Genomic DNA, 22,458 nt, shown 5'->3' with positions numbered 1-22,458 from the left:
CTCGATTCTGTCAGCCCTGCTCCTTCAACCTGAGCTGTGCGAGAACATCGGGGTTCTGCAGCGGCCGGGTGAACCCCACGATGCCGATGCGGTCCCGATAGGTGGTGACCTTGATCGGCCCGCACAGCCGGCACCTCGCCTCGACCATCTTGCCCGGTGAGACCACCATTCCCACGTGACCGGGCCGGTCGACCCCGGTGCCCGGCCCCGCGTTGAAGAAGACCAGATCCCCGGCCTGCTCGTCGCCCGGCGCGATCTTCTCGCCGAAGGGCCACTGACCGAAGGTCGTGCGCGGGATGGTCAGGCCGACGCTCCGGTAGGCCATGTAGATGATCCCCGAGCAGTCGAAGGCATCCGGTCCGGTGCCGCCCCACAGGTACGGCTTGCCGCGCTGGGCCAGCGCGTAGTCCAGGATCCCGGCGACCGTCTCGGTGGGCGCCGCCGCCACCAGGGGCTCGTCGCAGGCCGCCTCCGCCTCCGGCGGGACGCTGACCGCGCCGTCCTTGGCATATTTCTCGGCGATCTCCATGACCTGGTCGACGTACCACCAGGCCCGGTTGTAGACGAACAGCGAACGCCGCACGTCCTCCGGCGCGCCGTTGCGCTTGAGCATCTTCGCCGCGCCCAGGATGGCGTCGGCCGGGTTGTAGACGTCGGCCCAGCCGTCGCCGTCGCCGTCGGAGGCGTAGCCGTTGAACTGCGACGGAATCTTGATCTTCGCCTTGCCGCCCCAGGTGCCGATCAGGAACTGCATCGGCCCGGCCGCCCCGGCGTAGTTGGTGCCGCTGCGCACCCCGGGGAGCGTGGACCGCCCGTGGTCGGTCTCCCGCTTGCCCACCCCGGCGAGCACGTTCCACTGCACGCCGATCTTCTCGGCGTGCTTGCGGTACAGCTTCAGGTAGTCCGCCGGGATGTCCGAGCCCGCGGCCTCGGACTGCTCGCCCGCGGCCCTGGAGACCTCCTCGCAGTCGGGCAGCCCGCCGCCGGTGAAGGAGGGGAAGGTGCTCATCATCATCATCGGCGCCAGGACCAGGGTGAGCAGGCAGAGCCCGGCGACGGCGATGATGAGGACGAGGCGGACCCGCTTGCCCGTCATCCGCTCTCCCCACTCCGCGCGGACCCGTCGTCGCCGTCCTGGCCTTCGTCGGCCGGCTGCAGATCGTGGACCCGCCAGTCGGCCCCGACCTCGATGAGCGTGACGGCGTAGTCCTCGGTCCGCTCCTTCGGCCCGCTCTTGGCGGTGACGTCCTGGGTGCCGGTGACCACGAACACCACCGAGGTGTTCTGGATCTGCCGGATCTCCTTCACCCGCGCCGTGCCGACGGAGACGACCTCGTCGGCGCGGTTGGCCTCGACGCTGCCCGGGGAGGTGACCGTGCGCAGCAGCACACCGGCGAACTCGGTCGTGGTGTATCCCCTGAGCCGGTCCCCGTAGACCGCCGGGTCCTCGTCGTAGCGGAACGTGCCGTACTCGGCGGTGAAACGCTGGGCGTAGTCGGCGGCGGCGGCCAGCTCCTGCTTGGTCATCGGCAGGTAGGAGTAGACGTCGAAGGGCGCGTTGCTGGCCGTCGCCGACGGCCGGGGCGGCTCGGCGCTCACCGCCGCCCGCGATCCGGGCACCGTACGGCTCACGCCCGCCGGATCGGGCTGCGGCCGCCCCTCGTCACCGGAGTCCGGCCACATGGTCAGATAGATCCCGACCGCGGCCAGCATCATGACCAGCACCGCGAAGACCAGCCCTCGACGGCTGCCCCCTTCGACCATCGTCAGTCCTTGTCGGGGTTGGACGCGCGGAGCCAGAAGGGCGCGGCCGTCTCATCGGTCCCCCCGCCCCGCTCGGACCGGCTGGGCAGCCAGAGCGGGGGCGCCTCGGACGACCTGTCCGCGCGCCCGCCGTTCCCCGACCTGCCGGAGCCGCCGAAGATGCCGCCCCCCGACCCCGAGGAGTCGCGGGAGCCGCCGAAGATGCCGCCGCCGGATCCCGAGGAGCTCCGGGAGCCGCCGCGTGGCGCGGAGCCCGAGCCGGAACCGTTGCGCGATCCCGAGCCGCGCGGCTCCGGAGCGCGCGAGCCGGAGTCCCAGCGCCGGGAACCGCCGCCGGGGCCGAAGACGCTCCCGCCCGACCGTCCGCCGCCCGACGAGGACGACGGCGACCCGCCGGAGGACCGGCCGCCGGAGGAAGCCGGGGAGGACCCGCCCGCCGGCCCGCCCTGCGGGGCCCAGCCGCCGGAGCGGCCGCTGAACCAGCCGCCCCCGCCACCGCGGGTGGAGCCCCCGGAGCCGGAACGGGCCGGGGCGGCGCCGGCCGCGGTGGTGCCGCCCGTCGCGGCGCCGCCGGAGAGGTTGAGCGGCGGCGCCGCGCCGGCGCGCGCCGCGGTGACCGGCCGGCCGGTGGCCTTGCGCCGCGTGCCCGTCTGGGCGTCGGTGTCCAGCGGCGCGGGCTGCGCGCCGGCCGGGATCCGGGCGCCGGAGGGCGTGTTCGCCGCCGAGCCGCCCTCCTCCCCGCGGACCTTGCCCTGGGCGACCGCCGCGGCCGCCGTCGCGACCGAGGCGCCGCCGGCGAGCGCGGCCGCCTGCAGCACGGGCTCCGCCTTGCGCATGCCCCAGCGGCCCACCCGGGCCGCCGCGACCGGCGGCAGCACGCCCGCCGCGCGCTGCAGGGTCGGCGCGGAGGCCGCGTCGCCCAGCATCCGGGTGGTGAGCGTGTGCCCGTCCATGGAGGCGAACAGGTGCTGGAACGGCCGGCGGTAGAAGAAGACCGCGATCGTCAGCAGGGCCATGAACATGACCTGCATGCCCCACGGCATCGCCGTGGAGATGATCAGGGCGTAGCCGTACACCAGGACGCCCAGGACCAGCGTCAGCACCGCCTGCCTGAGCAGGGTGCCGACCACCATCTCCACCCAGCGCATCGCGATGATCCGGCCGGACCCCGGATGCACGCCGATCAGCAGGAAGACCGGCGCGAGGATCAGCAGCAGCAGGAACCCGACCTTGAGCACCAGCAGCGAGACGGCCACCAGGAAGATCAGCAGTCCGGCGACCATCGCGGCCAGCAGCGCGCCGATCGCGATGCCCAGCCTGTTTGTCCAATCCTTTCCCTGGAAGAGGAAGAAGATCGGCGTGTTCTCCAGCTTGTCGGCGATCTCCGCCTCGTATCGTGCCTGGTGGGCGCTGACGTTCGGGATTTGCGTCGCCCGCAGCTCGGTCTCGTCGATGGCCTGGACGTCCAGCAACTTGGCGGCGTATGCCGCCACCTGGGGCGCCGCCGGGTCGGCGGTGCCGAACTCGCCCATCAGCCACGGCTTGCAGATCAGGGTGGACCAGAGCGCCTCGGCGTTCTGTTCGACCCCCGGGACGCCGGTCTGGCCGTAACCACCGGACTTCATCTGGGGATTGGTGTCACCCTTGGCAGGAACGCAGGATGTCCCGCCCGCGCCGGGCAGTCCGGAGAAGGCCGAGTTGACGACCTCGCTGGTCTTGTCGGTGACCAGCTTGCCCATGCCGGTGAAGTCGCCGGGGCGGCTGAAGAACCAGACCGCGACGGTGACCGCGAGGACCATCCAGATGACGCCCTCGGCGGTCGTGGTCGCGCGTTTGCGGATCAGGCCGTACCAGGCCAGCCAGATGGCGCCGAGGATCACGATCGGCCGCAGGTACGGCCAGTACATCGCGTTGGACAGGCTGATCACGATGTCGTCGACGACAGCCTTGATCGACTCCAGCGGGCCCTCGGTGGCCGCGGCCTGATAGGTCGTGATGGTCAGCCGGTCGAGCGCCTTGGCCCACGAGAAGATCGTGTTGGCCATCGTGTTGCCCATCACCGCCGCGACGTCGTCGCAGCCGAGCTGGTGGGTGTGCCAGAACTGGCCGCTCATGCCGTAGGTGGCGTAGTTGCCCTGCGGGGCCGGGGCGGAGGTCGGCGCCGGCGCGGCCGACGCCTCCGGTCTGGCCGCCGCCGCTCCCGCCGTCTCCGGGGACGGCGGCTTGAGCAGGCCGTCCACGCCCGAGCCGACGACCTCGGGAGCCAGGTCCGGCGAGAGGTCGCAGGGAGCGGCGGCGACGGCGGTGGACGTGCCCGCCGGCGACAGCAGCGGGAGCGCGAGAAACGCGGCCAGCGCCACCAGCGCGATGACGATCCGCCTGCGTAGTCGTCCCTTGCGGGAGTTCTTCAGCCCCTTGCGGGAGCCCTTCATGACCGCACCTCCAGCGCCGCAGCCCCCGGCCTACTGACTCTGTCGCCCCCGGAAAGATCATGCACGTTCTCGCCCGGTTTGTCGTGGGTCGGATTCGTATCGAGCCACCGCACCAGCTCGTCGGAGATGAGGTCCACCCCTATACGGCCCGCACGACCGTCCAGATCTCGGAAGACACACTCGCCGTTGCCCAGCGAGCGCAGGATCGCCTTGTGCTCCTCCGAGGGCTCCACCCCGAGCAGCGCCATCACGTGCTCCACCTCGACCCGCTCGGTCGAGCGGAAGGCGAACACCGACGACAGGCAGTTCGTCACCTGCTCGTTCAGCAGGTCGCCGGCGTTCTGCGAGACCAGCACCAGGGCGGTGTTGCGGGAGCGGCCCATCCGGCTGACCTCGGGCACCAGTTTGGCGCCCTCCGGCGTGGAGGTGATGGCCCAGGCCTCGTCCAGGAAGATCGCCTTGGGGGTCCGCCGGTCGAGGCCGTTCATCAGGCCCCGGGCGAACTGGGCGACCAGGTAGAGCAGCGCCACCGACAGCCGCTGCTCGTAGGAGTAGTCGTCACGGCCGGTGGAGGCGTCCGGGAGGGTCAGGCCGCCGAGGGTGAAGACCGTGGTCCAGCCCTCGGTGTCGATCTGGTCGCCGCCCGAGGGGTCGAAGCAGAGCCGGGCCAGGTGCATCTCCGACATCGAGCGGAGCACGGCGCCCAGGTTCTTGGAGGCGGCGTCCTCGGCCTGCTCCAGGAAGTCGACGACCTTGCCCAGCGAGGGGTCCACACCGTTGGAGACCGCCGCGACCGCCTGGATCATCGCCGACTCGCGCTCCTCCGACATGCGCGGGAGCAGCAGCCGCAGGGTCTCGCTGGCCATCGTCTTCTTGGCCGCGATGTCCTCGCCGAAGGAGAACGGGTCGAGCAGGCCCGGCGCGGCCGAGCCGAGCGGGATGACCCGCGCCTTCCGGCCCCGCCGCTGCAGCAGCTGGACCAGGGAGTCGGCGTCGCCCTTGGGGTCGATGACCGCGACCGTCACGCCGCGCAACGCCATCTGGTAGATCATCAGCAGCGCGAGCGTGGTCTTGCCGCCGCCGGGCTCGCCGGTGATCGCGATGGCCGTCGGCCGGTTGCGCGTGGCCGCCACCAGCGGGTCGAAGTGCACGATGCTCCGGGCCCGGCCCAGGGTCTCCCCGACGTAGGGTCCCATCCAGCCGGCGTTGGCCTCGTCCGCCCGGTCGCCCAGGTCCACGGTGGCGGTCGCCATCCCGCCGGCGATGGTGCGCAGCGGCTGCCGCTGCGCGTAGGCGTTGACCCGGACCCGCTCGCCCGGCAGCGCCTCGCAGAACAGCGAGAACTGGTCGCCGGTGGAGTTGACGATGTCGATGCCCAGGTCGCGGTAGTGCTCCACGACCGCCTCGACCCGCTGTATGCAGATCTCCTCCGTCGGAGCGGACACGATCAACCGGTGCCAGCCGTACACGAAGGGCAGGCGCTCCTTGGTGATGCCGTGCTCCAGCATGCGGGCCGCGTCGATCTGCTCGGCCAGCGCCAGCGGCGCCTCGGCGCCCGCCTCCCGGATGTGAATGTCCATGTCACGGGCGTGGGCGAGCTTGCGCGCCACGTCCTTGCTGGCCTTGACCGGCGAGATCAGCCGCATCCTCGAACTGATCTCCACCGGGAAGGGGAGCTGGTCGGCGAAGTGCATCCACGGCTCGCCGTCGGGGAAGGGCATCAGGTCGGGGAACCGGGCGAAGGACAGATGCGCGACGTAGGAGTCGCCGTCGGGCTGCTCGATCCGGAGCAGCGACCTGCCGTTGTGGATCTGCCCCTCGACGAGGGACTCGATCTCGCCCTGGCCCCAGCGCCGCTTGGGGCTGGCCGAGGCGGGCGGATCGCCCAGCGAGCCGGTCGCGGCGTGCTGGAAGAGCCAGGCGATCTCGGTGGAGGTGGCGTGCCGGGCGTACAGGGCGCTGGCGGACAGGGCCCGGCCCAGCCGCTCCGCCTGCTCCGACCACTTGGCGATCTCCGCCTTGGGGACGTGGTCGTCGTCGATGCCCAGGACCTTCTCGCTGCGCTGGTAGAGGCCGAAGAGCTGGGACAGCACCCCGGTGCCGAGCTGCCTGCCGCGCGCGCCGAGCCGTACGCCGAGATAGACCTCCTTGCTCCAGAAGTCCTTCGCCCAGACGTGCCGGTACATCTCCTCGAGGTAGTCGCGCCAGCCGGGGCCCTCGTCGGAGGTGGCGTTCAGCGCCATGGCCCACTCGGCCGCCGGGTAGGTGCGGTGCGCCACCCGCAGGTGCACCTCGGCGTCCGGCATCCGGATCGCCGCCAGGGCGATCGTGATGTTGGTGACCAGCGCCTCCCGCTCCTCGGGGGTGACGAACTCGTAACTCACGGTCGGCAACCGGAAGTAGGCCCAGACCGACGAGTCGGTCAGCAGGATCCGGTCGTCGAAATATCGGACGGCGAGACGACTGCGTGCCCGCGAGGCGCGGCTCACACGACCTCCTTCACCGGCCGCGTGGCCGGACCGCTGTGACCGGCGGCTCGCCCGCCACGCTCGCTCACGTGCCCACCTCGTTACGCCCGTTCACCACGTCTCCTCGCGCCCGGGGGATCACTGGGCCAATTCCTCCTCGCTGGGTCGGATCGCCTGTGCCGCTCCGAAACCCGCCACCACGACTCCGGCCAGCGCGAGATACGCCCGGCGGCCCGGCGCCCGCAGATGCGACGGCTCCACCCGCTCGGACCTGCCGGGGGCCAGCTCGTCCTCCCAGGGCACCCGCACGATCGCCCGGCACCGGCCGCGCGCGACCGCCTCGGCCTGCTCCACGTCGCCCATGCTGCGGCGGCTCACCCCGTTGACGACCATGATCGCGCGTCGGCGGAGGTCCGCGCAGCCGTGGCCGTCGAGCCACTCGTAGGTCATGGCCACCGCGTCCGGGCCGTCCTCGCTGGCCGGCACGACCAGGACGAGCTGGTCGGCGTAGGGCAGCACCCGCGCGGCCAGCGCCGCCGCCGGGTCCATGACGATCAGCTTGTAGTGCCGGTCCAGCATGTCCATCGTCTGGCTGAGCCGCCGGTCGGAGAAGAGCGTGCGGTCGGAGAGCCGCTGCTCGGCCCCGGAGTCGCTGTCGCCGGCGATGACCTCGAGGCCGGAGGCGCAGCGGCTGGTGTAGGCGCGCATGCCCAGATAGCCGTGGACGTTGTCGAGGCCGGCCAGCAGGGAGGTCAGGGTCTCGGGCGACTCGCCCTGGATCCGGCTGGACAGGGCGTGGATGCCGATGTTGGCGTCGACCGCGAGCACCCGGTCCTCGCGGTATCGGGCGAGGGTGTGGCCGAGCATGAGGGCGGTCGTGGTCTGCCCGGCGCCGCCGGTGCAGCCCAGCACCACCACCCGGCGGCTGCCGGCGAACACCGCCCTGGTCCGTGCCTCGTCGATCTCCGATCCGTCCGTGCGGCCGGTGCCGCCGGGCCCGATGACCACCTGGGCCAGCCGTCGCCAGCCTCCCGAGGAGTCGCGGCCGACGACCGACTCCACCCGGCGCACCCTGGCCTCGCCATGGGTGGGCCGGGACACCGGCACCGCGGGCGCCACCGGGTCGGCCTTGGCCTCGGCCCCGGACGGGACCGCCCGGATCGACACGCCCGCCGACGTCCCCGCGGGCCGGTCCTGCTGCCAGGTCCTCGGCGTCTCGGCGGACTGCCCCATCGGCGCCGGCTGCCCCTTGCGGTGCCTGGTCCACAGGCCGTTGTCGGCCTCCGCCGCCGCGTCGCCCACCCGCACCTCCGGTCCGGCGGGCCGCCGGACCGGAGCGGGCCCGATGAACCGCGGCTCGGCGGGAGCCTGCTCGGCGGGGCCCGCCGCGGCCGCGGGCCGCTCGACCGGCGTGGGCCGCTCGGGCAGCACAGGCCGTCCGGGCCGCTCGACCGGCGTGGGCCGCCCGGCGGGGTCGGCCGGAGCCGCAGACCGCTCGACGGGCTCCTCGGCGGCCATGGACCGCCTGGCGGGATCCTCGGCGGGCGCGGACCCTTCAACGGTCGTGGACCGCCCGACGATCTCCTCAGCGGTCGTGGACCGCCCGACGGGAGCGGCCGGGGCGGCGGACCGCTCCACGGCCTCCTCGGCGGGCGTGGACCGCTCGACCGGCGTGGGCCGCCCGGCGGGGTCGGCCGGGGCCACGGACCGCTCGACGGGCTCCTCGGCGGCCGCGGACCACCCGGCGGGCTCCTCAGCGGCTGCGGACCGCTCCAGGGGCTCCTCAGCAGTCGTGGACCGCTCGACGGCCTCCTCGGCGGCCGCGGACCGCTCCACGGGCTCCTCGGCGGCCGTGGGCCGCTCGGGGAGCCGGCCGGCGGCCCTGGGGGCGGCCACGGGCCGCTCGGCGGGAGCGGTGGAGGCGGTGTCCGTCTGAACCCCGTCCTGGCCGGTCCCGGCCGGAGCGGGGCGCTCCGCCTCGGCCGAGGCGGCGAGCCTGCGCAGCCGCCGCAACGCCTCGGTGCCGATCGGCGCGACCGGATCGGCGGGAGCCTGCCCGGCCGGGGCCGCCGGAGCGGGGTCGGCCGGGATCTTGACCAGTGCGGCGGCGGCCACGGGCGGCGGAGCGAGGGAGACCCGCTCGACCGGCTCCGCCGGAGCGGAGGCGGCCCGCGTCGTCGAAGGGGAGACGGCAGGCGTGGCGGGAGCGGCGGCCACGGGCCCCTCGGCGGGGACCGCCTGCCCGAGGGCCGGAGCGGTGCCCCGGCGGGGCGTGCGCGTGCCCCAGGCGACGCGTTCGCGGGCGACCGGGGCGGCCGCTGCCGCCGCGGCGGCGGCGGCCACCGCGGGACGGACCTCGCGGGAGGACGCCGCGCGCTTGGGCTGGGCGTGCCGGGCCCTGCGGGAGACCTTGGCCCGGGCCGGTGCGGCCTGTCCGGGCGCGGCCCGCCAGACCCGGCCGGTGAGGCTGATCTCCGAGGGCTCGGCGGTGGGGGCCATCCGGCACCAGGTGCGCGGCTCACCCACGTAACGCACCTGCGACTGGAGCAGCTCGGTGAGCCTCTTGCTCTCGATCACCGGCCTGGTGGAGAGCCAGGTGACGATGCCGGGCGGCACGAGGTAGACCACGTGCCAGGGCGCGTCGAAGGGCAGGCCCAGCAGGTAGAGCACCAGTGACCAGGGCACCACCACGCCCACGAACACACCGATCCAGACGATCGGAAGCGGCATCGGCAGCCGTAGGTCGTACAGCTTGTAGAGCCGTTTCTCGATCCGCCAGATATTGGTATACGTGGGCAGGTCCACACGCTCCTCCTCTCCGCCCTCGTTCTTTGACCGCTACGCGCGATCTCAACCCCCCGTGATGCCCAGCGCGCCCGCGATCGCCTTGGCCGTCACCTCGATGATGTTGGGCACGTAGAAGATCACTCCGATGGCCACCGCGAGGATGATGAACTGCACGAACCTGGTGATCTCACGGGTGAAGAGGAAGAAGAGCGCGACGACGGAGACGACGACGAGGAAGAGCGGGGCGAAGAACTTACGGAGGAAGTCGGCCAGTCCCTCGGTGTTGACACCCGTCGGAGCACCGGTCGGCTGGGCGAGGTCCATCGCGCTCAGCAGGATGGTCTTCAGGATCACTTCTCGTCCTCCGTGCTCATGATCGTGCTCGCCGGGCGGCCACGGACCCGCGACACGCATGCCCGGACCCGCCCACCGCCGATTCACTGATCAGGGGGGGTCTGTTCACTGCGGACCGGCACCATTCGATCATGTGTTACCCCACAGACCGTTTCGCGCCTCGGATGTCCTTGACGAACCACTTGTCGCCCTGCTTGACCACGGTGAGCAGGTAGGCCTGCTCAAGCTTGCCGCTCATGTCACCGGGGTCGGACGGGGTGGGCTCGGCCGAGGGGGCCACGCCCGAGGGCACACCCCACACGACCGTCGCGGTGACCTCCCGGGTCGCGCCGCCGACGAGAGGGACGGCGAGGTCCTTGAGCTCGACGAGGGTGAACGCGCCGCCGAACCCCTCCAGGGTGACCCCGGCGGCGGCGTAGCGCTGCAGGGAGGCGTTGTCGCCGGCGGCGTAGGCCTTGAAGAAGTCGGCCAGGGGCGTGCGGAGCTCGGCCTCGGCGGCCTCGTCGCCCTCGCCCTCGGGCACCGGGGGCAGGTTCGCCGGGGTCGGCGCGGGAAGGATGCCCGGCCGCCCGGAGACCACGAACCTGTCGGTCCGGCTGTCGTGGAACACCGGCACGGACAGGAGCTGGCGGCGGCTTCCCGACTGGAAGGCCAGGGTCACGACCGCATTCTCCCGGTCGACGATTTCCGTGCCGTACGGCTGCACCGCGCCGGCGGCCATCCGGCCGACTCCGTCCCAGCCGAACTGCGGCTCGGCGCCGTCGGGCAGGTAAGGCGCGAGCCGGGAGGCCCTTTCCTGGGAGCGGACGGCCTCGAAATTCAGATAGACGGCGGCGAACTGGCTGGCGAAAGAGGTGGCCCGGCTGAGCGGAAATTCGGTGTCCGCCGGAACGGCGGCCGCCCCACCTGCGGTGTTCTGCCGGGTGAAGCGTTCGAAAGGCGCACGGACCCCGTTCACCACGATGACCACTATTAATGCCCAGAGCACGGCGCGGCCGGTCCACACCAGCCAGCGACCGCCTCCGCCGGACCAGCGGGCCCGGCCCGGTGCGCCCCGCCCTCGGGCCGGAGCGCCGTCGGACTCGGGGCCGTAGGGCTCCTCCGGGTATGCCGACAGCTCAGGGTCGCCAGCGATCCGAGGATCACGCTGGACCGTTGCCCTTCGAGCCATCTTGCCTCCGCTCGCGCCCATCCCCCGGTTGGCGCGGTGTCGTATTACTCCCGACCCCGTTAACCATGGTCAAGCACTTACTCTAACCGCCCCGCCGATTGTTCCAGGAAAGCCACGCCTATGCTGCAGGCATCGTCGTGACTGAGCAAACCCGGTCTGGAACTCGGCCGGACCCGCCACCTGTGCACATCGCCAAGAAAGCACGTTATGCCTGCTCGGCGGGTAACCCGATTACTCAAAGGCCACGCATTGCTATCCAAACGGCGCCGAGACTGTCGCGACCTGCGCATTTAACTCGGAATGCATCACACAGTGTCACCATATGAGGAACGGGCCTGGTCAGAGGACCAGGCCCGTTCCCTCACGCGTGAGCCGTCAGACGTTGAAGCGGAACTCCACGACGTCGCCGTCGCGCATCACGTAGTCCTTGCCCTCGATGCGGGCCTTGCCCACCTGGCGGGCGGCGGCGATGGAACCCGCCTCCACCAGCTCGTCGAAGGAGACGATCTCCGCCTTGATGAAGCCGCGCTGGAAGTCGGTGTGGATGACCCCGGCCGCCTCCGGAGCGGTGGCGCCCTTGCGGATCGTCCAGGCCCGGGTCTCCTTGGGACCGGCGGTCAGATAGGTCTGCAGGCCGAGGGTCTCGAACCCGACGCGGGCGAGCTGGGACAGGCCGGACTCCTCCTGCCCGACGGACTGCAGGAGCTCCAGCGCCTCGTCGTCGGGGAGCTCGACGAGCTCGGACTCGATCTTGGCGTCCAGGAAGACGGCCTCGGCCGGAGCCACGATCGCCGACAGCCGGGCCCGCAGCTCCTCGTCCACCAGCTCGTCGGCGTCGAGGTTGAAGACGTAGAGGAACGGCTTGGCGGTCAGCAGGTGCAGCTCGCGCAGGTCGGCCACGTCGATCCCGGCGCCCTTGGCCCCGGCGTAGAGGGTGGCGCCGCCGTCGAGGAGCTTGACCGCCGCCTCCGCGGCCTCCAGCGTGGCCTTGCGGTCCTTGTTGGTCCTCGACTCCTTCTGGAGCCGGGGGATCGCCTTCTCCAGCGTCTGCAGGTCGGCGAGGATCAGCTCGGTGTTGATCGTCTCGATGTCGCGCTCGGGGGCGACCTCACCGTCCACGTGGGTCACGTCGGGGTCGGTGAAGACCCGGATGACCTGGCAGATGGCGTCGGTCTCGCGGATGTTGGCGAGGAACTGGTTACCCCGTCCCTGCCCCTCCGAGGCGCCGCGGACCAGTCCGGCGATGTCGACGAACTCGACCTTCGCGGGCAGGAGCTTCGCGGAGCCGAATATCTCGGCCAGCTTCTCCAGACGCGGGTCGGGGACGCCGACGATGCCCACGTTGGGCTCGATGGTGGCGAACGGATAGTTCGCCGCCAGGGCGTTGGCGGTCTTCGTCAGCGCGTTGAAAAGCGTTGACTTACCGACGTTGGGCAATCCGACGATGCCGATACTCAGGCTCACGTAAGCCGAGTTTACGGGGAATCACCCAGTGCTACCCGCCGCAGGCACGTCACGGGCCGGTGGACGGCCGCGGCCGCCGGCGTCCGCGGGGCCTGGCGGGCGAGATGTAATGACACGGGCGAAATGCCGGAATCGATCCGGAAGGCGTGTCGGGCAGCCAGGAGCCACCGGGCCTGCGATCATTCCGGGGTGGATGTCATGGCACTCGCTTTCCAGCTCGCCGTGGGACTCGCCGCGGGACTCGCGATCGGGTTCCTGCTGGGCCGGGCGCGTGCCTCCTCGGGAGCGGCGGACATCGTGACGCGCCTGGCCGAGGCCGAGGCCCGCGCCAAGGCCGCCGAGGAGAAGGTCGCCTACGTCGAAGGGCAGCTGGCCGAGCGGTTCCAGGCCCTGTCGGCCCGCGCGCTCGACGTCAACAACCTGCGGTTCCTGGAGCTGGCCGAGACCCGGCTGGCCGCCGGCCGCGCCGAGGCCGCCGGGGAGCTGGAGCAGCGCAAGCAGGCCGTCGAGCACCTGATCGAGCCGTTGAAGGACACCCTGGCCCGTGTCGAGGCGCAGCTGCGCGACACCCAGTCGGGCCAGCGGGCCGCCCACGCCGAGCTGGCCAAGCACATCGACGTGGTCCGGGAGAGCAACGACCGGCTCCGCGTCCAGACGACCGCGCTGGTGCGTGCCCTGCAGCGCCCGGAGGCCCGGGGCCGGTGGGGGGAGCTCCAGCTCCGCAGGGTCGCCGAGATCGCCGGGATGCAGCGATACTGCGACTTCGACGAGCAGGCCAGCGCCACCACCGCCGACGGCGTGCTCCGGCCGGACATGATCGTGCGACTGGCCGGCGGCAAGAACATCGTGGTCGACTCCAAGGTCTCCCTGGCCGCCTACCTGGAGGCCGCCGAGTCCGGCGACCCCGACCACCAGTCGGCCCGGCTCGACTCCCACGCCCGGCACGTGCGCGAGCACGTGGACCGGCTCGCGTCCAAGGCCTACTGGCAGGCGTTCAGCCCGGCGCCGGAGTTCATGGTGCTCTTCATCCCCGGCGAGGCGTTCCTGGCCCCGGCCCTGGAACGCGACCCCGCCCTGCTGGAGTACGCCATGCGGCGGCGGGTCCACATCGCCACGCCCACCACGCTGATCACCATGCTCCGCACCGCGCAGTACGCCTGGCAGCAGGCCGCGCTCAGCGAGAACGCGCGGGCGGTCTTCGAGCTCGGCAAGGAGCTCTACGAACGGCTGGGCACCATGGGGCGGAACATGGAGACGATGGGACGGTCGCTGAGCAGGGCGGTCGAGTCCTACAACCGGACGGTCGGCTCCCTGGAGACCCGGGTGCTGGTGAGCGCGCGCAAGCTGAACGACCTGGGGCTGGTCGAGACCGAGCTGGACAGGCCCGGCACGGTCGAGGACCTGCCGCGCGCGCTGACCTCGCCCGAACTACTGGAAGAAGAGGGCGCAAGCTCGTCCCCCATCTCCCGGCTGAACGGTAAGTTGGCGAACGACCTGCCCTGAAAGCCGTTCCCCGAAGACGCCGTCGGCCGGACACTGGAGGCGGAGCGGAGGGGGTTGGCGATGAGGGGCCGAGGTCGAGGGGGACGACTGGTGGACGATCGAGGCGACGGGCAGCCGCTTGGCGGGGTGAGCGCGTGAGTGAGCAGAAGCGGAGTGCCGGCATCCGGCTGACCGCCCGGGGCGCGGTGGCGTCCGTGCTGGTGTTCACGCTGGCGGGCAGTGTCGCGCAGGCGCTGCTCGGCCTGCCGGTGCTGACCGGCCTGGCGTTCGTGGCCGGTTGCGCGGCGGCGGTGTCGCTGGTGAACCGGCGCGACCTGCTCTCGCTGGTGGTGTCACCACCGTTGATCTTCTTCGCGGCCACGCTGGTCGCCGAGGCGGTCCGGGCCCTGGGCGCGGCCTCACCGGTCCAGGCGTTCGGCCTGGGCATGCTGACCAAGCTGTCGGCCGGCGCCCCGTGGCTGTTCGGCGGCTCGCTCCTGGTCCTGGTCGTGGCCTGGCGGCGCGGCCTGGCCCAGTGCGTCCGCGACCTGCGCGAGGAGCTGCGGGCCGCCGGCCCCGACATTCCCCGCCCGAGGAGCGGCGACAGCGTCGGCTACGCCCCCGAGCCCGAAGGCTACTTCGAACCCAAGGTGTACGGCACGCCCCGCGAAGGCCAGTAGCCGCGGGGCGGGCCGCCGTAGGCGCACAGCCCGGCCGGCGATCGCGCGGCACGGCCGCTGCGGGCGCACGGCCCGGCCGGCGAGGGACCGTGGACCTGCGGAGGACCTCAGGCCGAGGACGCCCGTACGGCGGCACGCGGCGCCGCCGTACAGAGCGGGGAGGGCGGGTCAGACGGTGGCGCGCAGGTCCTTGCGCAGCTCGTGCGGGAGGGCGAAGCGGACGCTCTCCTTGACCGACTCGACCTCCTCGACGTCGTCGAAGCCGTGCGCGGCGAGGCGGGCCAGGACGCCGGCGACGAGCTCGTCCGGGACCGAGGCGCCGCTCGTCACACCGACCGTGGTGACGCCGTCGAGCCACTCGTCCTTGATGAGTGAGGCGTCGTCGACCAGGTAGGAGGCGTCGGCTCCGTGGTCGAGGGCGACCTCGACCAGCCGCTTGGAGTTGGAGGAGTTCTCGGAGCCCACGACGATGACGAGCTGGGCCTGGGCGGCGATCTCCTTCACCGCGATCTGGCGGTTCTGGGTGGCGTAGCAGATGTCGTCGCTCGGCGGGTCGATGAGGTTCGGGAAACGCTCCTTGAGCCGGGAGACCGTCTCGACCGTCTCGTCCACCGACAGCGTGGTCTGCGACAGCCACACCAGCCGGTCGGGGTCCTTCACCTGGACGGCGTCGACCGAGTCGAGGCCGTCGACGAGCTGGATGTGGTCGGGCGCCTCGCCGGCGGTGCCCTCGACCTCCTCGTGGCCCTCGTGGCCGATGAGCAGGATGTCGTAGTCCTGGGAGGCGAAGCGCCTGGCCTCGTTGTGCACCTTGGTCACCAGCGGGCAGGTGGCGTCGATCGTCTTCAGGCTGCGCCGGGCGGCCTCCCGGTGGACCGCCGGAGAGACCCCGTGGGCGGAGAAGACCACGATCGCGCCCTCGGGGACCTGCTCGGTCTCCTCTACGAAGATCGCTCCCCGCTCCTCCAGCGTCTTGACCACATGGGTGTTGTGGACGATCTGCTTGCGGACGTAGATCGGCGCGCCGTACTGCTCAAGGGCCTTCTCCACGGCCTCGACCGCTCGATCGACCCCTGCGCAGTAGCCACGGGGTCTAGCCACAAGCACACGTCGGGTCGCGGGGGTCTCTGAAGTCATGTTCTTATGCTACGTGGAGTGTCCGCTGGGCCGCCCACGCGTCCTATGACCTCATACGGCACAGTCTTGCGAGACTAGACGCCTAAAACAGACCTCCCAGGGAGACGACATGGCAGTCCCCGACATCCTCCGTAATGTCACCAGAAATGTCCGCGAGGCGCTCTCCAGCCGCGAAGGGTTCAAGGAGAAGGCGAAGGACCTGCCGCTCTACGTGCTGCAGTCCGCGCTGAGCGGGGTCGGCCAGGCCCTGCTGATCGGCGACCGCGTGCGGAGCACGATCAAGCGTATCGGCCAGCAGGACGAAGAGGAGTCCACGCAGACCGCCGACGAGCCGGCCGAGTCCGCCAAGGACGACAAGACCGAGGACAAGCCGGCCCGCCGCGAGCCGGTCATCTTCGCCCCCCGCCCGGAGAGCGCCTCCACCAAGGAGATCACGCCCGAGACCAACGGCGCCAAGTCCCGTCCCGAGCCGGTCATCTTCGCCCCCGCCAAGCCCAAGGCCAAGCCCGCCACCACCGAGGCCGAGACCGTCGAAGCCAAGCCCGCCGAGCCCGCAGAGGTCAAGGCCACCGAGCCGGTCAAGGCCGAGACCGTCGAAGCCAAGCCCGCCGAGCCCGAGGCCACCACCCCCGAAGCCAAGCCTGTCGAGACCGACACCGCAGAGGCCGAGCCCGCCAAGGCCACCAAGACCAAGAGCGCCGCGCCCAAGGCCAAGTCCAAGACCGCGGAGCCCAAGGCCGCAGAGGCCGCCGTCTCCCAGCCCGCGGCCGCGAAGGTGGAGGTCACGGAGGTCGAGGTCGTCAAGCCCGAGGCGGCCGACGCCGCGCTGGTCGAGGTCACGGAGACCAGGGTCGCCGAGCCTCCGGTGGCCACGCCGGTCCCCGAGGCGGTCGCCGTCCCCGCCGAGCCGATGCCCGGCTACGGCCAGCTGTCGATCGCGTCCCTGCGCGCCCGGATGCGCGGCAAGACGGCCGAGCAGATCCAGGAGCTCATCGACTACGAGCGGGCCACCACCGCCCGTCCGGAGGTCGTGCGGATGTACGAGAACCGGCTGGCCAAGCTGGAGGCGGCCGGATAGCCGCAGCTTGCGCGTAGGCTCCCGACCATGACCTCGAAGACCACCCCGGAACAGCCGCTCCCGGTCCGCACCGTGCTGCAGATGGTCGGCGGCTGGATCGGCAAACTCGGCACCGTCTGGGTGGAGGGGCAGATCACCGAGCTGACCGCCCGCGGCGGCACGGTGTTCCTGACGTTGCGTGACCCCGTGGCCAACGTCTCGGCCCGGGTCACCTGCCCCCGTGGCGTCTACGAGGCGACCGTCCCCCGGCCGGTGGACGGCGCCCGGGTCGTCATGCACCTGAAGCCGGACTTCTGGGTGAACAAGGGCTCCTTCGCGTTCACCGCCCTGGAGATGCGCCCGGTCGGCGTCGGCGAGCTGCTGGCCCGGCTGGAGCGGCTGCGCCAGGTGCTCGCCGCCGAGGGGCTCTTCGGAGTCGACCGCAAGCGGCGCCTGCCGTTCCTGCCGGGCACGATCGGGCTGATCTGCGGCCGTGACTCGGCCGCCGAGCGCGACGTGCTGGAGAACTCGCGGCGCCGCTGGCCCGCGGTGCGGTTCAAGGTCGAGCCGGTGGCCGTGCAGGGCCCGTACGCGGTCACCGAGGTCACCGAGGCTCTGCGGAAGTTCGACGCGGACGGCGAGGTCGACGTCATCGTGATCGCGCGGGGCGGCGGGTCGATGGAGGACCTGCTGCCCTTCTCCGACGAGGCGCTCGTCCGGGCGGTGGCGGCGTGCCGGACCCCGGTGGTCAGCGCCATCGGCCACGAGCAGGACAACCCGCTGCTCGACCTGGTCGCCGACGTGCGGGCGTCCACCCCCACGGACGCGGCCAAGAAGGTCGTGCCGGACGTCGGCGAGCAGCTCACGCTCATCCGCCAGCTCCGCGACCGGGGCCGGCGGGTGGCCGGCGGATGGCTGGAGCGCGAGACGGCCTGGCTGGCCGCGGTCCGCTCCCGCCCCGCCCTGGCCGACCCGGTCCGTGAGATCGAGCGCAGGGCCGAGCAGGCCGAGCAGCTCAGGGACCGGGCGAGGCGCTCGCTGACCGCCTCCCTGGACCGCGCCCAGGACTCCCTGGAGCACCTGCGGGCCCGCCTGGTCTCCCTGTCCCCCGCCGCCACCCTGGAGCGCGGTTACGCGATCGTGCAGCGCCCCACGGGTGAGGTCGTACGGCGGGCGGCCGACGTCGCCCCCGGCGCCGAGCTGACGATCCGCTTCCCCGACGACAGGGTGCCGGTCAGGAGGGATTCAGCCACGTGAGCGAGGGGTAGCGCAGGCCGTCGTCGACGAAGCCGAACTGCCGGTAGAGCGACTCGCCGTCGGAGGTGGCGTGCAGGTCCACCCTGCGGACCTCGCTGTCGCGGTACCACTCCATGAGCTTGGCCATGATGGCCCGGCTGTGTCCCCGGCGCCGGTGGCCCGGGGCGGTGGTCATGTCCTGGATGTAGCCGCAGCGGCCGTTGGTGAGGGTGGGGCCGGGGAAGCGCTCGAAGATGAGGCCCATGCCGCAGGCGGCCAGCCCGCCCTCGGGGGCGTCCACCACGTAGACGGCCGTGTCGTCGCTGCCCAGCCTCTCCTTGAGGCTGTCGGCGTAGGTGTCCTGCCACTGACCGTCGACCGGGTAGCTGCCGTCCTGGGCCATCCGGTCGGCCAGGATCTCACGCAGGCGGACCAGCTCGGGGATGTCCTCGGGGGTCGCGGTACGAACGCTCATCCATGCAGTGTCCCAGGACCGTGATCCGCCCCTTGTGCCGGCGGGTGACTCTAGGGTGGGGATGTGGCCGATGAGAAGACACCGTCGTATGAGCAGGCACGCGAGGAGCTGACCGAGGTGGTCCGCCGCCTGGAGGCCGGCGGGCTGACGCTGGAGCAGTCGATCGAGCTGTGGGAGCGCGGCGAGCGGCTGGCGTCGCTGTGCGAGGAGTGGCTCCAGGGCGCCCGGGTGAAGCTCGCCGCCGCCATGGCGCAGCGCCGGCAGCCCGACCCCGCAGGGGACGCGCCCTTCTGAGGTCTGTCCGGCGGCGTACGTCCTGGGACGGCAGCGTACGTCCTGGGACGGCGGCGTACGTCCTGGACGGGGGCGTACGTCCTGGACGGGTCGGTCTCGGTCGAGGTGTCGCCGTCGCCGGAGTCCCGGGCGCGTGAGGCGATGGCGCCGTCGGAGACGGTCGAGCCATCGGTGAAGGTGACGGTGGCGCCGTTGACGTCGCCGGAGCGGTCGTTGGCGAAGAACGCGTCCGGCGCGGAGCGGATCGAGCTCTGGAGCGCCGTGCCGTACGCGCCGACGCCGTTGTCGACCTTGCTCCGCACGCGGTGGCCGGCCCGCGGGAACAGCACGGGCCGCGGCGCGCCGGTCCTGTCCGTCGATCGTCACCGCGCCCGGTCAGGGCCGGGCCGCACCGCCCAGGTGAGGCCGCGACCTCATGGTCCGGGCCCCGGACAGGCCCCTAGGAGGTCACCCGCGTCTGCTGCTTGATGGATCCGGCCAGGGCCGACAGCTCGTCCCACTGGGCGGTGCCCGTGACGACGACCGTGGCGTCGGGCAGGAGCCGGACGAGGGAGCGCTGGTTCTTGTCCTTGCGGACGCGCTGCTCCCAGGTCACCCCGCCGATCTGGACGCTGCCGGTGACCTCGCCGGTGTTGGCCAGCCGGTTGGCGAACTCGGCCGCGGGCCTCTCGTCGCTCTGGGCAAGCATCGCGTGGGAGCGCTTGGCGGTGGCGAAGCCGAGCCTCCAGGTGACCGCGCCCTTCTCCTTGGTCATCCGGGAGCTCGTCGGGATCCAGCCGGCGGGCACCTGATCCGGCGACCACACCTGGTAGGGCGCGTCGCGGCGCATGTTGGCCACGTCGAACGAGAAGTCGACCTTGGGGATGTGCTCGGTCCTGCTCTGCGGTGTGACCAGCAGGAACACGCCGACGCCGGCGAGGCAGACCAGCATCGCGACCGCATAGCCGTAGAAACCCTGAGTGAACCGTTCCACGACTGTCGAGACTAGTCGCTCGGGGGCGCGGTCCGGTCTCAGGGGCGCCTGATCTGCCCGACGATGGCGAGCACGCCCTCGGCGAGGTTGCGGGACGCCTCTTCGTCCTCGGACAGGGCGACCTCGGAGACGGCGGCGGCGAGCGCGCCGGTGAGGACCACGACCAGCGCGCCCTCGTCGCCCTCGAACAGGGCGGCGTTGCGCTTGGCCCACTGGCGCAGCCGGTCGCGCATGATGACCTCGAACCCCGGGGGCCCGTCACCGCGCAGGAACAGCGCGGCGAGCTCGCGCTCGGCGAAGCAGCCCTCCAGGTAGGCGCGGGCGCCGGCGATGAACAGCCGCATCGGGTCGGCCTCGCCCCCGGTCCGGGCCTCCTGGACGGCCTGCTTGGTCCGCTGGGTCTGCCGGGTCTGGAAGTCGTCGAAGAGCGTCAGGTAGAGATCGGCCTTGCCGGAGAAGTGGTGGTAGAGGCTGCCGACGCTCGCCCCGGCGCGGGCGACCACGTCGGTGACACCGGCCTCCGCGAAACCGCTCGCGACGAAGACCTCCCTGGCGGCCGCGAGGAGCGCGACGCGCGTGGCGGCACCCCGCTCGGAGGTCCGTGCAGCCACGCCTGTCACCAGCCGTTCCGTGTCGCTACTCATGGTGGGCACATTATCCCTCGCCGCCCGGCAAGAGGGAGGCAACTACGATCGATGCAGTAATCCACGAGAGGGGCTCCTCGTCATGTCCGATCAGACGTCCGTACCTGCCGCGCTCGCCACGGGTGCACACGCACCTGATCGCAACCTGGCCCTCGAACTGGTCAGGGTCACCGAGGCGGCCGCGATGGCCGCGGCCCGCTGGGTCGGGCGCGGTGACAAGAACGGCGCCGACGGCGCCGCGGTGAACGCGATGCGCCAGCTGATCAACACGGTGTCGATGAACGGCGTGGTGGTGATCGGCGAGGGCGAGAAGGACAACGCGCCGATGCTCTACAACGGCGAGCACGTCGGGGACGGCAGCGGCGCCGAATGCGACGTGGCCGTGGACCCGATCGACGGCACCCGCCTGACCGCGCTCGGCATGCCCAACGGGATCTCGGTCATCGCGGTCAGCGAGCGCGGCTCGATGTACGATCCCTCGGCCGTCTTCTACATGGACAAGCTGGTCACCGGCCCCGAGGCCGCCGGGGCGGTCGACATCAACGCGCCGGTGGCCGACAACATCTCCGCGGTGGCGCGGGCCAAGGGCGGCGAGCCGTCGGACGTGACCGTGGTCATCCTCGACCGGCCGCGCCACGAGAAGATCATTCAGGAGGTCCGGGAGGCCGGGGCGCGGATCAAGCTCATCACCGACGGCGACGTGGCCGGAGCGATCATGGCCGCCCGTGCGGGCACCGGCGTCGACCTGATGCTCGGCATCGGCGGCACCCCCGAGGGCATCATCGCGGCCTGCGCGCTCAAGTGCCTGGGCGGCGTCATCCAGGGCAGGCTGTGGCCGCAGGACGACGCCGAGCGCCGCCGGGCGCTGGACGCCGGACTCGACCTGGACGCCACGCTGACCACCGACGACCTGGTCCGCTCCGACGACGTGTTCTTCGCGGCCAGCGGGATCACCGACGGTGAGCTCATGCAGGGCGTCCGCTACCGCGGTGGCCGCGCCGTCACCAGTTCCCTGGTCATGCGCGGCCGTTCCGGCACGATCCGCAAGATCGAGAGCGAGCACCAGCTCTGGAAGCTGCGCGCCTACAGCGCGATCAACTTCGACAGCGCGAGCTGACCGGCCCGGCGCCGCTCGTGGCCCGTCCGCTCAGCGGCGGAACCACGAGCGGCGGGGCCGCTTCGGCGACTTGGCGACGATGTTGCCCAGGGTGACGATCCCGGTGATCTCGATGAGCGGTCCGTCGGGCGAGGGCGGGACCTGGTTCTTCTTGCCCGCCATGAAGGCGGAGGCGGGCATCTCGATCCGGACGCCCTCCGGGACGATCAGCGTGAGGGTCGCAGCCATCACGGTGACCTGGAGCGTCACGTGGCCCGACTGGAGCAGCGCCTCGCGCAGGTCGAGCGTGACGTTGGCGCAGACCGCGGTGGCGGAGAAACGGGTGGGCACCACCCAGCGGCCCGAGCGCTCGTCCGAGCCGAAGAAGGCCAGCACCGGGCGGACGTCGGTCCGCAGCGGCTGCGCCTCGGGCGGGAGCAGGTCGGCGGTGAGCGCGGCGATCTCGCCCAGCGTGCGGGCCCGGTAGAGCGTCTGGAGCCGCTCCTCGTGCTCGTCGTGGTCCAGCCGGCCGTCGGCGAGCGCGTCGCCCAGCACGGCGGCCACCCGTGCTCTGTCGTCGTCCCCGGCGCGCAGGTCGCCGGGGCGCGGCAGGCGCCCGGAGTTACGGATCGACGGGGGCGGGGAACTGTCCACCCTTCGACGATAATCGCTGTCAGGGCCGTAGCGGCGCGGCAAGGCCGCCGACATGGCGCCGGAAGAGGGCGGTGCCGGCGATCACGGCGGAGCGCCGGGCGCGGCCGAGGTCACGCGGGACACGCCCGACCACTCCTGCCGGGACGCGCACACCGCTCCCGACCACTCCTGCCGGGACGCCCGGACCGCACCTGGCCACGCCGCCCCGGACGCGCGCACCGCTCTTGGCCACACCGCCCCGAACGCGCGCACCGCTCTTGGCCACGCCGCCCCGGACGCCGGGCGCGACG

Annotated in this window: 19 protein-coding genes; 6 read left to right on the top strand and 13 right to left on the bottom strand. The window is 72.1% G+C overall.

Going from position 1 to position 22,458, the window contains the following annotated elements:
• Positions 1 to 10: 10 nt before the first annotated feature.
• From J2S55_RS21745 to ychF, 8 genes are all read right to left on the bottom strand, one after another.
• Positions 11 to 1,096 (bottom strand): C40 family peptidase, encoded by a 1,086-nt coding sequence (locus tag J2S55_RS21745; protein WP_306863980.1) that lies wholly within the window; start codon positions 1,094 to 1,096, stop codon positions 11 to 13.
• Positions 1,093 to 1,764, bottom strand: coding sequence for a hypothetical protein (locus tag J2S55_RS21740; protein WP_306863977.1), 672 nt, complete (start codon positions 1,762 to 1,764; stop codon positions 1,093 to 1,095). Before J2S55_RS21740 ends, J2S55_RS21745 begins: the two co-directional genes overlap by 4 nt.
• A gap of 2 nt (positions 1,765 to 1,766) precedes the next feature.
• Entirely contained in the window at positions 1,767 to 4,196 is a 2,430-nt protein-coding gene (locus J2S55_RS21735; RefSeq protein WP_306863976.1) for a type IV secretion system protein, read from the bottom strand.
• Positions 4,193 to 6,685: an ATP-binding protein gene (locus J2S55_RS21730; RefSeq protein ID WP_306863975.1), complete on the bottom strand. Its 2,493-nt coding sequence runs from the start codon at positions 6,683 to 6,685 to the stop codon at positions 4,193 to 4,195. Before J2S55_RS21730 ends, J2S55_RS21735 begins: the two co-directional genes overlap by 4 nt.
• A 117-nt stretch (positions 6,686 to 6,802) precedes the next feature.
• On the bottom strand, positions 6,803 to 9,469 hold the full coding sequence (locus J2S55_RS21725; protein ID WP_306863974.1) for a TcpE family conjugal transfer membrane protein: 2,667 nt from the start codon (positions 9,467 to 9,469) through the stop codon (positions 6,803 to 6,805).
• 45 nt (positions 9,470 to 9,514) lie between these two features.
• Positions 9,515 to 9,775 carry a hypothetical protein gene (locus J2S55_RS21720; RefSeq protein WP_306875523.1) on the bottom strand — a complete coding sequence of 87 codons (261 nt, stop codon included), beginning with the start codon at positions 9,773 to 9,775 and terminating at the stop codon, positions 9,515 to 9,517.
• Positions 9,776 to 9,941: 166 nt separating this feature from the next.
• Positions 9,942 to 10,976: a conjugal transfer protein gene (locus tag J2S55_RS21715; RefSeq protein WP_306863971.1), complete on the bottom strand. Its 1,035-nt coding sequence runs from the start codon at positions 10,974 to 10,976 to the stop codon at positions 9,942 to 9,944.
• A 375-nt stretch (positions 10,977 to 11,351) separates the two neighbouring features.
• A complete protein-coding gene (ychF, locus tag J2S55_RS21710) occupies positions 11,352 to 12,440 on the bottom strand; it encodes a redox-regulated ATPase YchF (RefSeq protein ID WP_306863969.1) in 1,089 nt (362 codons plus the stop codon).
• Positions 12,441 to 12,638: 198 nt separating this feature from the next.
• On the opposite strand from ychF, the gene J2S55_RS21705 reads away from it, so the two are divergent.
• The gene (locus J2S55_RS21705) at positions 12,639 to 13,943 is read left to right on the top strand and encodes a DNA recombination protein RmuC (protein ID WP_306863967.1); all 1,305 of its coding nucleotides are present in this window, start codon (positions 12,639 to 12,641) and stop codon (positions 13,941 to 13,943) included.
• Between the two features lie 134 nt (positions 13,944 to 14,077).
• Positions 14,078 to 14,602: a DUF6542 domain-containing protein gene (locus J2S55_RS21700; RefSeq protein ID WP_306863963.1), complete on the top strand. Its 525-nt coding sequence runs from the start codon at positions 14,078 to 14,080 to the stop codon at positions 14,600 to 14,602.
• A 168-nt stretch (positions 14,603 to 14,770) separates the two neighbouring features.
• On the opposite strand, the gene J2S55_RS21695 is transcribed toward J2S55_RS21700, so the two are convergent.
• Positions 14,771 to 15,739, bottom strand: coding sequence for a 4-hydroxy-3-methylbut-2-enyl diphosphate reductase (locus J2S55_RS21695; RefSeq protein WP_306863961.1), 969 nt, complete (start codon positions 15,737 to 15,739; stop codon positions 14,771 to 14,773).
• Positions 15,740 to 15,848: 109 nt separating this feature from the next.
• Here J2S55_RS21695 and J2S55_RS21690 point away from each other — a divergent pair, with 109 nt between their 5' ends.
• Positions 15,849 to 16,817, top strand: a complete 969-nt coding sequence (locus tag J2S55_RS21690; protein ID WP_306863958.1) for a DUF8129 domain-containing protein — start codon at positions 15,849 to 15,851, stop codon at positions 16,815 to 16,817.
• A 27-nt stretch (positions 16,818 to 16,844) separates the two neighbouring features.
• The gene (xseA, locus tag J2S55_RS21685) at positions 16,845 to 18,053 is read left to right on the top strand and encodes an exodeoxyribonuclease VII large subunit (protein ID WP_306863957.1); all 1,209 of its coding nucleotides are present in this window, start codon (positions 16,845 to 16,847) and stop codon (positions 18,051 to 18,053) included.
• On the opposite strand, the gene J2S55_RS21680 is transcribed toward xseA, so the two are convergent.
• Positions 18,031 to 18,507: a GNAT family N-acetyltransferase gene (locus J2S55_RS21680; RefSeq protein WP_306863954.1), complete on the bottom strand. Its 477-nt coding sequence runs from the start codon at positions 18,505 to 18,507 to the stop codon at positions 18,031 to 18,033. The genes xseA and J2S55_RS21680 overlap by 23 nt on opposite strands.
• A gap of 63 nt (positions 18,508 to 18,570) precedes the next feature.
• Here J2S55_RS21680 and J2S55_RS21675 point away from each other — a divergent pair, with 63 nt between their 5' ends.
• Entirely contained in the window at positions 18,571 to 18,801 is a 231-nt protein-coding gene (locus J2S55_RS21675; protein WP_306863952.1) for an exodeoxyribonuclease VII small subunit, read from the top strand.
• A 439-nt stretch (positions 18,802 to 19,240) separates the two neighbouring features.
• On the opposite strand, the gene J2S55_RS21670 is transcribed toward J2S55_RS21675, so the two are convergent.
• Both J2S55_RS21670 and J2S55_RS21665 read right to left on the bottom strand, forming a co-directional pair.
• Positions 19,241 to 19,774, bottom strand: coding sequence for a DUF4245 domain-containing protein (locus J2S55_RS21670; protein ID WP_306863948.1), 534 nt, complete (start codon positions 19,772 to 19,774; stop codon positions 19,241 to 19,243).
• A gap of 38 nt (positions 19,775 to 19,812) precedes the next feature.
• On the bottom strand, positions 19,813 to 20,418 hold the full coding sequence (locus J2S55_RS21665; protein ID WP_306863946.1) for a TetR/AcrR family transcriptional regulator: 606 nt from the start codon (positions 20,416 to 20,418) through the stop codon (positions 19,813 to 19,815).
• 82 nt (positions 20,419 to 20,500) lie between these two features.
• Between J2S55_RS21665 and glpX the strand changes: the two genes are divergently transcribed.
• Positions 20,501 to 21,535: a class II fructose-bisphosphatase gene (gene glpX, locus J2S55_RS21660; RefSeq protein ID WP_306863942.1), complete on the top strand. Its 1,035-nt coding sequence runs from the start codon at positions 20,501 to 20,503 to the stop codon at positions 21,533 to 21,535.
• A gap of 30 nt (positions 21,536 to 21,565) precedes the next feature.
• Here the strand turns inward: glpX and J2S55_RS21655 are convergent, their stop codons facing one another.
• Positions 21,566 to 22,168: a DUF1707 SHOCT-like domain-containing protein gene (locus J2S55_RS21655; RefSeq protein WP_306863940.1), complete on the bottom strand. Its 603-nt coding sequence runs from the start codon at positions 22,166 to 22,168 to the stop codon at positions 21,566 to 21,568.
• Positions 22,169 to 22,458 lie beyond the last annotated feature (290 nt).

Source organism: Streptosporangium brasiliense (assembly GCF_030811595.1).
GTDB lineage: Bacteria > Actinomycetota > Actinomycetes > Streptosporangiales > Streptosporangiaceae > Streptosporangium > Streptosporangium brasiliense.
This window is presented reverse-complemented; position numbering and strand designations above follow the sequence as displayed.

Coding starts and splice junctions, on each gene's coding strand:
- xseA (WP_306863957.1), top strand. CDS start 16,845: ATGACCTCGAAGACCACCCCGGAACAGCCGCTCCCGGTCCGCACCGTG.
- J2S55_RS21690 (WP_306863958.1), top strand. CDS start 15,849: ATGGCAGTCCCCGACATCCTCCGTAATGTCACCAGAAATGTCCGCGAG.
- J2S55_RS21665 (WP_306863946.1), bottom strand. CDS start 20,418: ATGAGTAGCGACACGGAACGGCTGGTGACAGGCGTGGCTGCACGGACC.
- J2S55_RS21735 (WP_306863976.1), bottom strand. CDS start 4,196: ATGAAGGGCTCCCGCAAGGGGCTGAAGAACTCCCGCAAGGGACGACTA.
- J2S55_RS21745 (WP_306863980.1), bottom strand. CDS start 1,096: ATGACGGGCAAGCGGGTCCGCCTCGTCCTCATCATCGCCGTCGCCGGG.
- J2S55_RS21720 (WP_306875523.1), bottom strand. CDS start 9,775: ATGGACCTCGCCCAGCCGACCGGTGCTCCGACGGGTGTCAACACCGAG.
- J2S55_RS21695 (WP_306863961.1), bottom strand. CDS start 15,739: ATGACTTCAGAGACCCCCGCGACCCGACGTGTGCTTGTGGCTAGACCC.
- J2S55_RS21680 (WP_306863954.1), bottom strand. CDS start 18,507: ATGAGCGTTCGTACCGCGACCCCCGAGGACATCCCCGAGCTGGTCCGC.
- J2S55_RS21705 (WP_306863967.1), top strand. CDS start 12,639: ATGGCACTCGCTTTCCAGCTCGCCGTGGGACTCGCCGCGGGACTCGCG.
- glpX (WP_306863942.1), top strand. CDS start 20,501: ATGTCCGATCAGACGTCCGTACCTGCCGCGCTCGCCACGGGTGCACAC.
- J2S55_RS21715 (WP_306863971.1), bottom strand. CDS start 10,976: ATGGCTCGAAGGGCAACGGTCCAGCGTGATCCTCGGATCGCTGGCGAC.
- J2S55_RS21740 (WP_306863977.1), bottom strand. CDS start 1,764: ATGGTCGAAGGGGGCAGCCGTCGAGGGCTGGTCTTCGCGGTGCTGGTC.